General features: G+C 43.5%; 13 protein-coding genes. 4 read left to right on the forward strand and 9 right to left on the reverse strand.

Annotation, left to right across the window (positions count from 1 at the left end):
* Window positions 1–70: 70 nt before the first annotated feature.
* Window positions 71–1,336 (reverse strand): MFS transporter, encoded by a 1,266-nt coding sequence (locus EPX21_RS01780; protein WP_134087959.1) that lies wholly within the window; start codon window positions 1,334–1,336, stop codon window positions 71–73.
* Window positions 1,337–1,570: 234 nt separating this feature from the next.
* Between EPX21_RS01780 and EPX21_RS01785 the strand changes: the two genes are divergently transcribed.
* From EPX21_RS01785 to EPX21_RS01800, 3 genes are all read left to right on the forward strand, one after another.
* Window positions 1,571–2,452: an AraC family transcriptional regulator gene (locus EPX21_RS01785; RefSeq protein WP_240768469.1), complete on the forward strand. Its 882-nt coding sequence runs from the start codon at window positions 1,571–1,573 to the stop codon at window positions 2,450–2,452.
* A gap of 73 nt (window positions 2,453–2,525) precedes the next feature.
* Window positions 2,526–3,242 carry an FAD-binding oxidoreductase gene (locus EPX21_RS01790; protein WP_134087960.1) on the forward strand — a complete coding sequence of 239 codons (717 nt, stop codon included), beginning with the start codon at window positions 2,526–2,528 and terminating at the stop codon, window positions 3,240–3,242.
* Window positions 3,243–3,637: 395 nt separating this feature from the next.
* A complete protein-coding gene (locus tag EPX21_RS01800) occupies window positions 3,638–4,636 on the forward strand; it encodes a DUF6624 domain-containing protein (RefSeq protein WP_134087962.1) in 999 nt (332 codons plus the stop codon).
* A 72-nt stretch (window positions 4,637–4,708) separates the two neighbouring features.
* Here the strand turns inward: EPX21_RS01800 and EPX21_RS01805 are convergent, their stop codons facing one another.
* The 8 genes from EPX21_RS01805 to EPX21_RS01840 all read right to left on the reverse strand — a co-directional run bounded on the left by EPX21_RS01805 (window position 4,709) and on the right by EPX21_RS01840 (window position 13,549).
* The gene (locus EPX21_RS01805) at window positions 4,709–5,284 is read right to left on the reverse strand and encodes a DUF4142 domain-containing protein (RefSeq protein ID WP_206105971.1); all 576 of its coding nucleotides are present in this window, start codon (window positions 5,282–5,284) and stop codon (window positions 4,709–4,711) included.
* 283 nt (window positions 5,285–5,567) lie between these two features.
* Window positions 5,568–8,345 (reverse strand): DUF5695 domain-containing protein, encoded by a 2,778-nt coding sequence (locus EPX21_RS01810; protein WP_134087963.1) that lies wholly within the window; start codon window positions 8,343–8,345, stop codon window positions 5,568–5,570.
* Window positions 8,346–8,572: 227 nt separating this feature from the next.
* A complete protein-coding gene (locus EPX21_RS01815; RefSeq protein ID WP_134087964.1) occupies window positions 8,573–9,805 on the reverse strand; it encodes an IS256 family transposase in 1,233 nt (410 codons plus the stop codon).
* 244 nt (window positions 9,806–10,049) lie between these two features.
* Window positions 10,050–10,592 carry a dihydrofolate reductase family protein gene (locus EPX21_RS01820; protein ID WP_134087965.1) on the reverse strand — a complete coding sequence of 181 codons (543 nt, stop codon included), beginning with the start codon at window positions 10,590–10,592 and terminating at the stop codon, window positions 10,050–10,052.
* A gap of 102 nt (window positions 10,593–10,694) precedes the next feature.
* Window positions 10,695–11,135, reverse strand: a complete 441-nt coding sequence (locus EPX21_RS01825; protein ID WP_134087966.1) for a hypothetical protein — start codon at window positions 11,133–11,135, stop codon at window positions 10,695–10,697.
* A 218-nt stretch (window positions 11,136–11,353) separates the two neighbouring features.
* Entirely contained in the window at window positions 11,354–11,992 is a 639-nt protein-coding gene (locus tag EPX21_RS01830) for an alpha/beta hydrolase (RefSeq protein ID WP_166670655.1), read from the reverse strand.
* Window positions 11,964–12,218, reverse strand: coding sequence for a carboxylesterase family protein (locus EPX21_RS01835; RefSeq protein WP_134087968.1), 255 nt, complete (start codon window positions 12,216–12,218; stop codon window positions 11,964–11,966). The genes EPX21_RS01830 and EPX21_RS01835 overlap by 29 nt, the downstream gene beginning before the upstream one ends.
* Window positions 12,219–12,346: 128 nt before the next feature.
* Window positions 12,347–13,549 carry an ATP-binding protein gene (locus EPX21_RS01840; RefSeq protein ID WP_134087969.1) on the reverse strand — a complete coding sequence of 401 codons (1,203 nt, stop codon included), beginning with the start codon at window positions 13,547–13,549 and terminating at the stop codon, window positions 12,347–12,349.
* A 325-nt stretch (window positions 13,550–13,874) separates the two neighbouring features.
* Between EPX21_RS01840 and EPX21_RS01845 the strand changes: the two genes are divergently transcribed.
* Window positions 13,875–15,155, forward strand: coding sequence for a hypothetical protein (locus EPX21_RS01845; RefSeq protein ID WP_134087970.1), 1,281 nt, complete (start codon window positions 13,875–13,877; stop codon window positions 15,153–15,155).
* Window positions 15,156–15,283: the final 128 nt, after the last annotated feature.

Below are 15,283 nucleotides of genomic sequence, written 5' to 3' on the forward strand. Positions count from 1 at the left end.
AAAATTCTGAAACTAAACAATTTGCGCTATAATTTCCGCCCTGACGACCTCGAAGTTGAACATAATCGCCTCATTCCGTCAACTGCTTCTTTAGATCCTCTTCCAAATCTAATTTTCTGAAAGAAGGTAACGCTATACCAGTGGTAAGAACGGTGAGTAAGGTCATCGTACCTCCAAAAACCACCGAGGTAACCGTCCCCATCAAGCGTGCAGTCAGTCCGCTTTCAAAGGCACCCAACTCGTTGGACGATCCGACAAAAACAGCATTCACGGAGGCCACTCTCCCCCGCATAGCGTCAGGTGTTCGCAGTTGTAAAATCGTATCCCGAATGATCATCGAAACACCGTCCGTCACACCACTGAAAAAGAGTGCCACAACCGATAGCCAAAAATTGGTAGACAGACCGAAAACCAAAATGCTTAATCCAAAGCCAAAAACCATGGATAACAATTTCATGCCCGCATTTTTATACAAAGGGAAGTAGGCCGATACAATCATAATCATCGAAGTACCTACCGCAGGGGCCGCCCGCAAGATACCGAAGCCCTCCGAACCCACTTTTAAAATGTCTTGTGCAAAAACGGGTAGAATGGCCACCGCACCGCCAAACAACACGGCTACCATGTCTAATGTAATCGCCCCTAAAACAGATTTCTCACGATACACAAAGCGCAAACCTTCGGTGAGGCTATTCCATACCGATTGCTCGGTCTCCTTATGCTTGATTGGCTTTTTGCTGATACCGGTTAGCGTAATCAGCGCCAGCAACGAAAACACGAGGATAACACACATCGACCAATGTACACCGATCATACCGATGGTAAAACCGCCCAAGGCAGGCCCCAACACACGAGCCAACTGCCCGGCCGTACTGTTCCAGGTAGCGCCATTGGGGTATAATCGCCTGGGTAAAATAAAGGCCATCAATGAAAACACGGTAGGGCCTATAAAAGCCCGAACAAATCCACCAAGAAAAACCAACGCATAGATGCCTAGTAGTACGGTTTGCGATGACATGCCGGCAACGATAAGCGGCCAGGTTAGTAAAAACAAACCCAAACTGATCACAGAAAAGCCAGCAATACAATTCATCAAAAGCGTTCGGTTATCCTTTCTATCGGCCACGTGCCCGGCAAATAATGCCATCAGCACAGCCGGAATGACCTCCAGAAGGCCGATATACCCTAAGGCCAAAGGCGATTTGGTGATGCTATAAACTTCCCATTCGATCACCACAAATTGCATCGACCAGGCGAAGACGATGGCAAAACGGACGAGAAGAAAGCGATTAAACTCTGGATATTTGAAGGATGCGTAGGGCTCTGAATTAACCATGTTTAAAATTTGATGGCCCAAAATAGAGAAATTGGGACATAAAACCAATCCATACCACGCTTTACCATCTAATCGGTTACCAGCGAATGCCTAGGTAATTGAGTTCAGCCAACCTTATTTCAATATTGAAGATCTAAACGGCCAAATATGTATCTTAGGCCAGTTGTAGCGTCCGATAAAAATGGGCGTTCTATGATATAAAAGAAAATATCACCAAACTTTGCTAAGGAACAAATGGGAACGAACTTGAATACAAACATGCATAAAGCCCCGAATTCCATTCCGCTGAACACAATGGCCGATACATTCGGAACCGATATTTTCATAGAAACCGCCTCCTCAAAGGAATTGGAACTATATGATGAAGCTAAGCAAGCGCACCGCGATGATTACCATCTATTTTGTGTTCAAGATAAAGGGAGGATCACTTTTGAAATCGATTTTCAAAGACATGAAGTAGAAGGAGCCGCTGTAATCTATATACAACCGAATCAGGTGCATCGAGTAATAGCCGTTGAAGACGTAAACTTCCGGGTACTGATCATCAGTCAGGATAAGCTAGCGCCCGAAACCCTTAATACACTACAGGAAATAGCACCTGCAAGCCCCTTAAAGCTGGGTGCCGACAGGTTTGCCATCGTTTCCGATACCATGGCACTCTGCATCAAATTCTTCCGGCATAAGCATCAGGCATTATACCACTCCATATTGCGGGAGAGTTGCAACACGCTGGCTTTGCTGATCGCTTCCCAGTATTTAGCACACGCTAAACCGACAGAAAAACTTTCCAGATTTGAAGTGATTGCCAAAGCATTCAAATCGATATTGGAACGTGATTTCCGGGTCGTCAAGCGTCCAAGAGATTATGCAAAAAAGCTAAACGTATCTACCGTTTATTTAAACGAATGTATCAAAAAGACTACCGGCCAATCCGTAAGTCATCATATCCAACAACGGGTCATACTGGAAGCGAAACGTTCACTTTACCACTCCAACAAATCAGTGAAAGAAATAGCCTTCGAACTAGGTTATGACGATTATCCCTACTTTTCCAGACTGTTTACTAAACTCGTCGGCGTTACGGCTTTATCCTTCCGAAAGAAAAACCTCGAATAATCCAATACTTACCTTGTTTTAGTCTTTTCTGGACTACCTATTCTTGGTTCCTTTGTCGAAAAAATAAAAGATTATGCCAAGTGCACCAAAGTGGGTATTCGATGTTTTCGACCGTCTTCTATCTTCCAAATCTTCGTCCATGGTTGTTTCCAAAGTCGAATATTTATCCAATACCGTCAAGCGAATCCAATTTAAAGGAAATATTAAAAAGCTAAATTTTGGCGTGGGCAGTTTTATCGACTTCCGTGTCAGCGATACGGAAGCCAGACGATATACCGTTTCTTACGTAAATGCCGCGGGTGGAATACTTGAGTTAATCGCGCATTTACATGGAGAAGCTCCGGGAAGCTCCTTCATGGGAAATTTAAGCGTGGGAGATAAAGTGAACATCAACCCACCGCGCCCCTATAAGTATTATGATCCGTCGGCAGAAAGGTACATCATTTTCGGCGACGAGACTTCTCTAGGGCTTGCTTGCTCCTTCTTACCGGTCCTCCTAAAAAACCGGCACCCATTTCACTTCTATCTAGAGCTAGCCGAAGAGAACAAAAACATCGCTTCGCTGCTGCAATTAGAAAACTGTACTGTCTTTACAAAAAACGGTTCATTCGGTAATGAAAAATGGCTAAACGACTTGCCGATCGTGCAGTCGCCCGAATGGCAGCAATCGAACTTTATATTAACCGGCAATGCGAAATCGGTGCGCGCCTTCCGCAAGGTGTTAAAAGCCAGAAACCAAGGTAAAATAATTTCGCATGGCTACTGGCTGGAAGGAAAAAAAGGATTATAAAAATAATGAGCTTTAGAAAATGATTTTTGTGTTTAAAACCTCTGTCCAATGTAAAGCGGATGTTCAGCAATTAAGACCGCACCTGGATGAAATAAAGCCTTCGGCAAGATGGAGTTTTGATTTGGAGGACTGCGACAAAATTTTACGAGTCGACATGCCAATGAACGACGCCAAAAGGATAATCGACGTATTGCAAATGAATGGCTTTGTTTGTGAACAGTTGATGTATTAATTGATTTATGCTCAGTTAAAAGGCCTTTTACCTTGTCCACTAGCAACTTACATAGACTTCTACCTTAGCTTTTAGCGATATGTTTGTTATTCCGCGACCGTGCTATGCAAATTGAATTATTATCATTAACTTCGGTTGACCGTTTTGCTAAATTCGATAGACTATGTACCGGTTACAATTCCTTTTATTACTTGTTTTCTGTCATTATGCGATCCCGGCGACTGCACAAACAAGCGATTACGATAGCTTGGTAAAGTCGGCCATGGAGCTCTATCTTGAAAAAGAATATCGTCAATCGGCGATTACATATAGTAAAGCATTCGCTTCCATCGGCGATAAGGGAACCATCAACGACCGCTACAATGCGGCATGCTCCTGGGCACGGGCTAAAGAAATAGACTCCGCTTTCTACCACTTGGAGCGGATTGCCAAATCTGGCCATTATACTGATTTAGCGCATATTAGCAGCGATCAGGATTTAAAGCCGCTACACTCAGATCCGCGCTGGCCAAACATTATAGCGCAGGTAAAGAACAGTAAGGAGAGACAGGAAAAAAATTACGATAAAGCACTGATTGCCAAACTGGATACGATCTTCGAACGCGATCAAGGATTTCGCCGAAGTGCCGATTCGGTATATAAAAAATTCGGTAGCGAATCCGAAGAGTTTGCCGCCCTCACGAAACAAGGCCGAATCAACGATTCCCTCAATTTAGTAGAAGTGGAAAAGATTCTGAACGAACAGGGATGGCTCGGTGCCGACGTTATCGGGCCTCGGGGAAGCCAAACCCTATTTATCGTTATTCAACATGCAGACTTGCCTATCCAGAAAAAGTACTTCCCACTTATGCAAGAAGCCGTAGCGCAGGGCAAACTTGAGCCCAGTAACTTCGCCTTACTGCAAGATCGCATGGACTTGCGCGAGGGCAGGAAACAGACCTATGGAAGCCAGATTTTTAGAGATCCTGATACGCAAAAGTCCTTCGTCGCCCCGCTTATCGATCCGGACAACGTAGACGAGCGAAGGAAAAGCGTAGGTCTACAACCGCTTGCAGAATATGTAAAATTTTTCAACTTTACGTGGGATCTAAATAAATACAAACAAAACCTTCCACGCTATGAAGAAATCCACCGGCGACTATTGAACAAGAATCCACAATAAGGTTCGTCGAAGACACCCTAAGCTCAAAGAACAGGTAGTACTGTTATACACGCGCTGAAGTATTCACATCTTCTATTTTTGGAGCCTTTCACTGTGTTCAAGGTGGGTTTTCAACGTCGGCAAGGTTTTATCGATAAACGATTTTAGTTCTGCATCCTTTACCGAGGTAGAAGCCGTCTCAAAAAGTGCTACTGTTTTTTTATGATCTTCTACCATTTGCGTAATGTAGGCTTTATCAAATTCGGCGCCCGACATGGCACTTAGCTTCTCTTCCGCCTGTTGCTTATCCTCGGAAGGCACGGTGGGTAATTCAATGTTTTTTGATGAGGCCAAAGCCTTCAGTTCATCGTTTGCCTTGGTATGATCGGTCACCATCATCACTGCAAACTCCTTCACTTTCGAATCCGTCGCTTTCTTCTGCGCTAGTTTTCCCAGTGCAACTTCCGCCATTCCGCCATTCGCGGCCTCCTTTGCGAAATCCAGATCCGCCTGACTGGCCCCACTTTCCTGCTCGATGGTGTTGTCCATCCCATCGGCCACCGTGGTTGCTGTATCGGCCGTATCACCAGAGCCGCCTGAGCCTGTACCGCTACATGCGGCCATCATAACCGTTGCTAAACCGAATCCTAATAATGTTAACTTTTTCATAAATAGATATTTTAATATATTAAAAGGACAGATAGCTAATGGATTTGTTTGGATAATTTGCTATTTTTTACTGGTTAATTACCTCATAGTTACGCCATTTTCCTTTTAGGTGTAACAAAAAAATTCCTTCCAGGCAGCTCCTAACCAACTTTATCCCTTACTCCCAGAAGCTCGCTTTTCGGATACTGCAATGCCTGTCGGTAGGTCGACAAAGCGCGTTGGCGAGCTTCCTCATGGTTATATCCTTCCCGACTCACTTTTAAAGCAAAGCACAAAAAGTAAATTAGTTTTTTATCAGTTCAATTGAAGCACCTTTATCCGGCAGTTCGATCGGCACAATACTTTCCTTTCCACCATCTAGCATCACGGAAGCGATCCGCTTTCCGTCCATCCGGAGTTGATAGGTAGATCCGGCCGTACCCGTCAACTTCAGATCCAGATTATGGGATTTTCCGCTTAGGTTATCAATCTGCAATTTTATCTGCTCAGCACTGCGATCTGTAATAATCGGTGCTTCTGCAAACCGATCCCTACTCAGTTCCAACATCAAGCGCTGTTGCCCGGTGAAGATGCCAAAGCGAATATTCAAGCCGTCCTGCGGAATGATGCGCAATTGTTGTTTACGCTCCTCCAAATTACCTCCATAAGCGATCCAGCCGAACAAGGGGTCGTGGGCAATCAAGGTGGCGGCCATCCGCATGATGGCACCATTTCCGAGATCGATTTCCCCGTCGTAATTCCAAGGCCCCCTCGGTACGCTACGCTCTTTGAGCCAAATGCGCCCGTATTTTTTCGTGTTAAAAGCCCAGCCTGAAGCACCGTCATTCTCCTTTCCGGGATACCAGTAGCCATAATCCGTTTCCGGCGTTCCGGAATTGATGAGGGCATAGGAACTTAGATAAGAAGCATAGCCCAATTGCAGCCAATCCCATGGTTTTTCAGCGAAATGAATCCCATAATCTAAGATACTCCAACCGCCCATTCGTGCCATGTAGCTCAGGCCGCCGCCCTCCGAGTCGTCAGATCCGAGTGCATAATAAGACGGGGTGAGCCAGCCTCTCACCGCCAGTCCGGCCCACAATTGCTCATCCATAAATTTCCGACTGTCTGTCGGCAAGACCTCCGGATGGGAATACCATTTATGCAGATTGCGGTCATACCAGAGCTTATGATCAGGTTTCATCGGTGTCGTCACACCATATTTCGCAAAAGCGTAGCTCGATTCGAAGGCCGTGCGGTCTATGCTATATTCGGAGCGGTAGGGATATGGATCGTCATAAACAAAGTATTTGACTTTTTTCTCCCACTCGTTCCGCAGCCACTGGGCCTCCTCTTTCTTTCCATAGCGTTCCAGATCGGCCATCATCGGCACCAATACCAGTTCATTATAGCAGCCCCATTTATAGGTATCATACCAGGAGTTGATTTCGTACGGATAGGTAAAATAGGCTTTAGCCGTTTGATAAGCTCTTTCTAAATAATGTGGTGCATCCAGGTGTTTTACTTTATCGGGATAATATTCCGCAATTTGGAAGAGGTGGTAATACAGCATAAAAATATGAGGATAATCGTATGCCCGCCATACTTTCACCTTATCCAGATTATAATCCCTTGAGCGGAGACGGAGGGAGCTGTCCCGCGCCTCCTGCCAGTTAGGCACACCGTGTATGCCATAGGGATAGCTCTCCTTATCGGTACGTTGCAAGCCACCCCATAGAAAATGCTCAACATAGTACTCCAGCGAAGCGATTTCCTCATCCACCGGGGCATATACATTTTTTGCCGCAACGAAGGGCGCTTTACACAAAGCCGGGTCGTCGCTGGCCAGTACATAACCCCACCAGAAATCGAAGCCATCCGTGTTATCCGGACCGCGGAGCACCTTATTTTTCATATCCCAGATGGAATACAGCCCATTATACCATTTTGATGAATCCCGATGCTGTTGTTTTTGGGTGATGAAAGCCGTCCGTTTTTCGATCAAGGTCTTCAGTGCCTCCGTGACGAAAAATTCCATCGTCTGTTGTTGGCCATGGTTATAATAAATCGTGAGCTTATTTTCGCCCAAGCGCGAGAAATTCACTTCATAGAGATGCTGCTGCAAAAGCGTCGTAGGAAGCGTCCGCAGTTGCGTCTGTTCTTTAAATTCGGGAACGATGGAGTCAATGGCCGTTTTTGTACGAAGGGCGAAGCGACTGTTCCATCCCGCGGGTAAAGTCATGCCTGGCGTTACACGAATATCAATAAGCCCCTGCTCGACCAGGATGTCCCGGAGTTCCTCATAGCTATCCGCCCATTCCATATGAAAACCATATTCCCTACTCGAATTCGCTTGTTGGGCTCCGTTCAGACGCGTTGACGTATTTCCCAGTCGCCATGTACCTTCCACTTTAGCGGCCGCAACGGCCGAATGGATAAATACCCGATACTGGCCGCCTTCGCTTTCAAAATATTCCAAACGCGTGCCCGGTTTAGCACAAAATAGAAGATAAGGCCCTTTGCCATTAGCGCGGGTAAAATAAATATAAGATCCATCACCACTTAAGAACTGATGCTTTAAAAAGCCCTGTTCAAAAATCCGCTTCGGATCCTCTCCTGCCGGCCTTGACCAAGGGAGAACAACCGATAGATCACCCACGGTGAGGGGATACTGCATCTTCGTCTCCACCCGTATCGTCATATCCATCCCTTTACCACTTTTACTAAAAATCCGTTCCACCTGAATCGGCATGCCGGTTTTATAATCGGTATACACAATTTGATCGGGCGATTCCACCCGCATGCTGTCCACCCAGTCATAGTGCTCTATCCAATCGCCGTCCGAACGCATCTGATACAGTAGCTTTACCTTTCCCCAAACCTGTCCCCTGCCGATGATATTCGCCTGGTACGGATCCTGCGGATCGCTCAACTGTGTCATCCCCGCCGGGGAAAACCTAGCCAATAGATTTTCGTCTTTGAATTCGACTTGATGTTGCTGCGCCATAGCAGAAGCCACATAGGATAGGACAGCCCACAGAAAAATTAAACGGAAAAATCCGTTACGCATAAGCAAGTTCATAGCAAGGATATTTTCATTATCGTACAGGGTAAACCTAATGGGATCACATCTATTCCCAAAGATAAGCGGTACGACAGGTTTTGACCTGTGCAGAAATTAACCAATGAACATCGTTTATTAGCCTTACACAACGGAGTATGGAGGTTTGGTGGTAGTGTAAACTGAACTGTGTCACATCACTCCTTTTAGGGTTCGTGCTCAGAGGCTGCAAGCCTCGAGTGCGAACCCTAAAAGGAGTTGCCGAAGGCTTTAATTCTATCCCCAAATTTAATATGTAATTGTTGCATTGTCAATCCCCAATTTCGAATAGGCATGGTCCATTTTTTAGATATCTCCTTAACCGTTAGGTAAACCAGCTTCAAGAGTGCTTGATCTGATGTAAATGCACCTTTCATTTTGGTCACTTTTCTAATCTGACGGTGCATAGCCTCAATAGCATTTGTGGTATAAATAGCCCTGCGGATATCGGGTGAATACTCGAAATAAGTAGAAAGATTTCCCCAATTATCCAACCATCCCTTTACAGATAACGGATATTTCCTACCCCATTTTTCGTCAAATTCCAGTAGCTTTTCATAGCCCTGATCTTGGTTATTTGCCTGATAGATAGGTTTTAAATCTGCAACAACAGCTTTTTTATCTTTCTCCGGAACATACCTCAGACTTGAACGTATCTGATGAACAATGCAAAGTTGAACCTGGGTTTTCGGATATACGGCTTCGATGGCATCGGGAAAACCCTTTAAACCATCGACGCAGGCGACCAGGATATCTTCTACACCACGCTGTTTCAGATCGGTCAGTACCGATAGCCAAAACTTAGCACCTTCATTTTCTGAAAGATAGATGCCGATAAGATCTTTTCGACCATCTCGGTTCACTCCAAGTATATTGTATACTGCACGGGTCTGAACGCTGCCATTGTCTTTAACTTTATAGTGCATACAGTCCAGAAATACAAAAGGATATACCGATTCAAGCGGACGGTTACGCCATTCATTCAGTGCAGGAATCACTTTGTCTGTAATATTGGAGATCTCCGTAGCAGATATATCCATGGCATACATCTCCTTCACATAGCTTGAAATATCCCGTGTACTCATTCCTCTGGCATACATGGAGATAACATTGCTTTCAAGCTCCTCTGTAATGATCAATTGACGTTTAGGGACTATCTTAGGCTCGAAAGTACCGTTTCGGTCACGACCGCTCTCCAATTCAAATTGTCCGGACTGAAGGCTACGTACAGTCTTTCTTGTCTTCCCATTTTTACGGTTAACCTCGCCTGAAGCTTTACTTTCCTGTAGATGATGATCCAGCTCACCTTCAAGCATACTTTCCAGAAGGTGTTTCAACATCGGAGCGAAAACTCCGTCGGTACCGCCCATTTTCTTGCCCTCATAAAGGCCTCTCATTGCTTCCTCTTTGAAGCTCTCAAAATCAAATTCCGCTTTTTCCATTTGCTGTGTCTAATATAAAAATTCTTTATTTGACACAGTTTACTTTACACCCTCGGTTTGGTCAATCGTAATCTTTAACCCAGAATACGCATTAGCTCATGAACTGCAATGAAATGCTCCTTTACATCCATTTCAATAGCTCATTCACCATACCCCGGTATACCTCATTCCCTATTTCATGCCTGTTTTGGATCATTCCCTTTCGTTTTAATTCCTAACGCGTAATCTAGGTTTAAGCGTATGCTTATTCAGGCTCATAAGTAAGTTCTACAACGCCCGATTTGAACACCTTATAATCTGTTAATTTTAATCCTATTCGGGCTTTGAGATTTTCAAACAAAGGTTTCCCGCTTCCCAAAGCAATGGGATGAACGGATATTTTGTACAGGTCGATGAGGTTTAAGTTTATAAAAGTTTTTATCAAGCGCGCACCTCCGTATAGCCAAATGTCTTTTCCCTTTTGGCTTTTGATGTTTGCCACCTCCTTTGCGATATCCGTGTCTATGTACGACGCATTTTCATCTGGCCTTTTCTGACTGGAAAAGACGAATTTGCGTTTAGCATGTATGGCCTGCCACATCGATTGCTCTGCAGCACTTTCATTTTCCGCCGGTTGGAAATTTCCCCAAGCATCGTAACTTATCCTCCCATAGAATATTGTGTCGATGCTTGCGAGAAAAGCCTCGAAATCCATATCATCATCCATGATGCACCAATCAACCTCTCCGTTTGGGCCTTCTATAAAACCATCTAAAGAAACTGCAAGGTTTAAAATTACTCTTCTCATTATCTACTGAATTTTTGGCAAAATGGTCGTTGCAAACCTATATGTACTTTGGAAAAATACGACAAAGCGTCAAGTTGCGAAGGCCCGCGATGTTATACCACGCTAGATCTTGTCGTAAGTGGCCGTACTGCCATCATGTGACCTCGACCCCGTACTCAACATGAGCTTATTTCCTGATATTTTGACAAACTGATCGGATGTACGGTGCTCGCTTTCGGATGTAAAAATAATTTTACGCCTATATTTCGTGCCATCAATTTCTATGGGTTCCACTTCCACAACCTCATATGTTCCGTCTGAGGTCACAGCCTCCTCCTCGTACTGCGAAATTTGCCGAAACCGCTGTCCGTCAAATTCGATAATATTTCCATTTCCCGCTTCAAAATCAGATGGGGCATCAGCTATCTGTACACCCAAAACATGTCGGAGCTCCCATCTTCCCTGGATGGACGCCGAATCCACCTCCAGCAGATCACGATCTTCTTTTCCGCAACCAACAAACAAGGCAACTAAGGCAATAAGGAGTAGATTTAGACTCTTCATAATAAAGTTTAATGTTTATAAAAAATGATTTAGTTTTTTAAGAAACAATTGAAATCCGCCGAACGCTACAGGCTCATGATATTTAAATAAGAACAAAAGCTTTTTCTTCAACCTATTATTATATTAAACGCACCCTATACCATCCATTCTCGCGGTAAAGAAAATCAAAATCATCTTTACCGCAATCCCAACGCTGTCCGATTTTCGCCTTCATTTTATTATTGATTTATTTGCGCCTGCACGAAGTCTATAGAGCTTTTTGTTATCTCAGCGATCTGCGCTACATTCGCATTCTTAAAACCGTGTGTGAGGTTTTTGTAGGTAATAAATCTAGATCCGGGAACTCCCTGCACTTTTAGCTTCTTATACAATATTTCAGATTGTTTAAGGTTCACCGTTTCATCTGCCGTTCCGTGTAATATTAGCGTCGGCACACTTGTTCTGCTCACGTATTGTATTGGAGAATACAGGCTACATTTTTCAACAACTTTTTGGCCGTCGGTTTCGACATCCAATCCTGTTAGCTCATATAATTTATCTCTTCTTCTTTGGTACTTTTCTTTATAGAAAAGCTTAAAAATATTACCTTTAAATGCCGAGACATCGGTTCGGAGTAATTGATTTAAATCTACCGGACCAAAATTGTCAATCACGAAATTGACGGACGAAGAATAGGCAAGCAATGTTTTATCTCCGGGGAAAGAATCTGGAGGGGAATACGCAGTTAACAAAGCTAAGTTCCCTCCGGCAGAGGCGCCCCAGATTCCGATCTGATTGTTATCGAAATGATAATTTGAGGCATTTTTTCTTATCCAGCGTATGGCATCTTTACAATCCGCCACCGTGAATGAATACAATAACCGGATGCTTATCTGCTATGGGATTCAAGGGTTTGTAGATATCCAATTTTAAATCTTCTTTATAGTGGATATCGCGTTGTATTTCTGCGCGGATGTTAAGCTTGGGTGGGGAAACATTTCCGACATTTTTATTGCTAAAAATCATCCACAGCAAAATAGCCAGTATACCGATTAATAGGACGATTATTGATCGTTTTTTAATATCAATTTTTATTGTCATCATGCCGTTACTAGTGCTATCATACCATCAAAAGGTTGTTTAAACGCTAATCTACGAAATTTGCTTAAGCCTCAACAAATTCGCCCTTTCTTCTAACATTTACCGTCATTCTGTCGTGCGCTTACCATGGTTTAATACAGAAAACCAAAAAGCCATAGCGGAATTTTGTTATAAGCGCCCACTTCTATATCATCTGCTACGATGAAGCCTTGGTCTACGTCTTTAATCTGCGTTTTCTTTTTGCTTTTCCCTCCTATCTCAAAAGTATATTGTCCCTCTACAAAGAAATCACTCGCAGGCGCCAATGAAACCAAATAACCTCCGTTACGAAGTTGATTAAGGAAAAAAGACTCCCGCTGCGCCCCTATATTCGGCTGATGGTTTGCCAAGGCATAATGTAAATTAGGATTTTCCAAATAGATTTTTTCTGGTTTTTGCAATATGCTTACACTATGCCCTAACATTTCTAATAGGCTGATGAGTTTCGCTTTTGAAAGGTAGTGAAGATATTGTAAAAGCGTATTTCTACTTAGTCCAATTTTTTCGCTCAATTTGCTGATATTGGGCTTAAAAGGCACTTGCTCTGCCAATATTGCTAATAAAGACATGATTTTAGATGTATTACCTACATCAAACCCTTCCACATAGCGCAGTTCTGTTTCGACGATTAAACGGGCAACCTGTTCCAAACGGATGAGATATGTGTTGGTGTTTTCCAGAAAAAAGGGATAATACCCGCCACGTAAGTATTCTCCAAAATACTGCAAGGGTCGGAAAGATTTCGTCAAGCTTAGCACAATTTTCATGTGATCAGTTAACAAATCACTCAGGTCGTATTTAGGCAGCTTATCGGCAACCCCAATAAATTGGAGGTACTCCCTAAAAGACAAACCCTGTAATTCATAAAAAACCGCCCTTCTACTCAAATCCGCCTCTTGCTTGTGAATGTCAATAATGGAAGATCCCGTAAATACCAGTTGCAGATCTTTATAGGTGTCATAAACGTTTTTGATCTCACGCGACCAATGCGGATATTTATGCACTTCATCAATAAACAATATTTTACCTCCTCGCTGTCTGAACTGCTCGGCAAATCCCACTAAGGTATTGGTGGCAAAGTAAATATCATCCATGGATATATATAGCGCCGCTTCATATCGCTCCCTATAAGCCATCCTGATTCGCTGCAATAGCAAGGTAGTTTTCCCCGTTCCGCGAGCTCCTAAAATGCCAATCAACCGGTCGGTCCAATCAATCTTCTCATATAGTCCGCGAACGTGCCGTGTAGCAATATCTTCCGTTAAAAAAGCCGACTTAGTAAACAGTTTTTCCATTTTGATATATCTATTAAACAAAAATAACACTATTTTGTTAAATAGACTTAACAATTTAATATGAAAAATGTAAACATGACTCAACAAAAGGCTTGTTTAAGTCCCAACCAAATTCGCCCTTTCTTCTAACATTTACTGCCATTCTATCATACGGATACCGTAGGCCCGCTACCTTCCCGCCCCCCCTTCCCTCCTAACAGCAATAAGCGGCGTTGAACAGCCATACGAAAGAAACCGAACCTATCCCTTTATAAAACCAATTGAAAGAATATTTTTCAAACTAAATATTTAGTTGTATGTTTACATAAATTAAAAACAGCCGGTTATGCAGGTCAACAGCTTTATCCTTTTGCTTTTTCTCGGAATCTTTGGTTATCCTCCGTATTGTTATACGCAAAACCTTCCCCCTAACCAAGTAACTTTCACGCAGGATTCCATTGTTACTTATTTAAAGAGAGCCCATACAGACCCGATGACCGTCATATTGAAGAGCTACGAAGCGAGTGGTTATAACTATTTGGTTCCGTATTATCTCAGTATCGAAAGTAAAGCAGATTCGACAAATAAACCTTTATACTTTGCGCATCGAACGATGCTTACCACCTTCAGCTCTTTTGTGGGCGATGTAAAAAACAATGAAATGTCCTATATGGACTCCCGCCATTGGGAAACGGATATTCTTGAAGATGCCGACTACACTGCCTTAAACGCGGTAGACGAGATCACTCGTATCGCCCGCGGGCGACAGGTCATTATGCTAAACGAGTCACATACAGATCCCCGGGGAAGGCTTTTTTTATCCAACTTACTCCCTGTACTAAAAGCGGAGGGTTTCGCCTATTTGTTCATAGAAGGCCTACACGAAGAAAATATCGACAAAAGAGGGTTTCCACTGCAAACCTCGGGCTTTTATACCTCGGAGCCCATGTTTGGAAACCTCATACGCAAGGCCATTCAGCTCGGTTTCAAACTGATTCCCTATGACTGTAATGAAACGCCTTGTAATACCATAGCCGAGCGTGAACAACACCACGCTACCACGATCTACGAAACGTTAAAAAACGACCCAAAAGCGAAAGCCATCGTTTTTGCAGGACATGGCCATATCAACAAAGATCCGGAAAAGAATTGGATGGCTTACCGCTTTAAAACCTTAAGCGGCATAGACCCCTTCTGTATCAACCAATCAATCAATAGCGAAGCGCCACAGCTTTTTCATCACCTAAGGCAGCGCATCAACCAACCCGTTATCTATAAAAATTTAAAGAAAGATGCATATAGAGAATTCAGCAAATTGAACTTAGTAGATGCCACGATCGTATTTCCCAACACCAACTGGATCGATAACCGCTATGCCACCTGGTTGCTGCATAGCGGCGGCATCCCGTGTACCTTGAGGCTTGCTGATAAAAAGTACGATCAAACTTTGCTATCGGTCTTCGAGTGCAACGAATTTGATCAATTTGGAGCATTGGCCGTACCGGTTTTGAATATGGTCCTTCAGGAAACAACAGATCAAAAAATTTTCCTGGACAAAGGCTCTTATTATATTCGAGTGGTCGACCTTTATGGCCAGGAAATACATAAGGAGAAAATTACGCTTTAATAACGCTCATTGAGCCATACGATTAGTTTCCTCCTGATCAACACGCTTTACTTTGCGAAATTTGTAATGAACAATAGGGCATCCTTTATTTTTGTGCCAGCTATAGTCCTCTATTAGTCGTCTTTTAC

This window comes from Olivibacter sp. XZL3 (genome assembly GCF_004368405.1).
Lineage (GTDB): Bacteria > Bacteroidota > Bacteroidia > Sphingobacteriales > Sphingobacteriaceae > Olivibacter.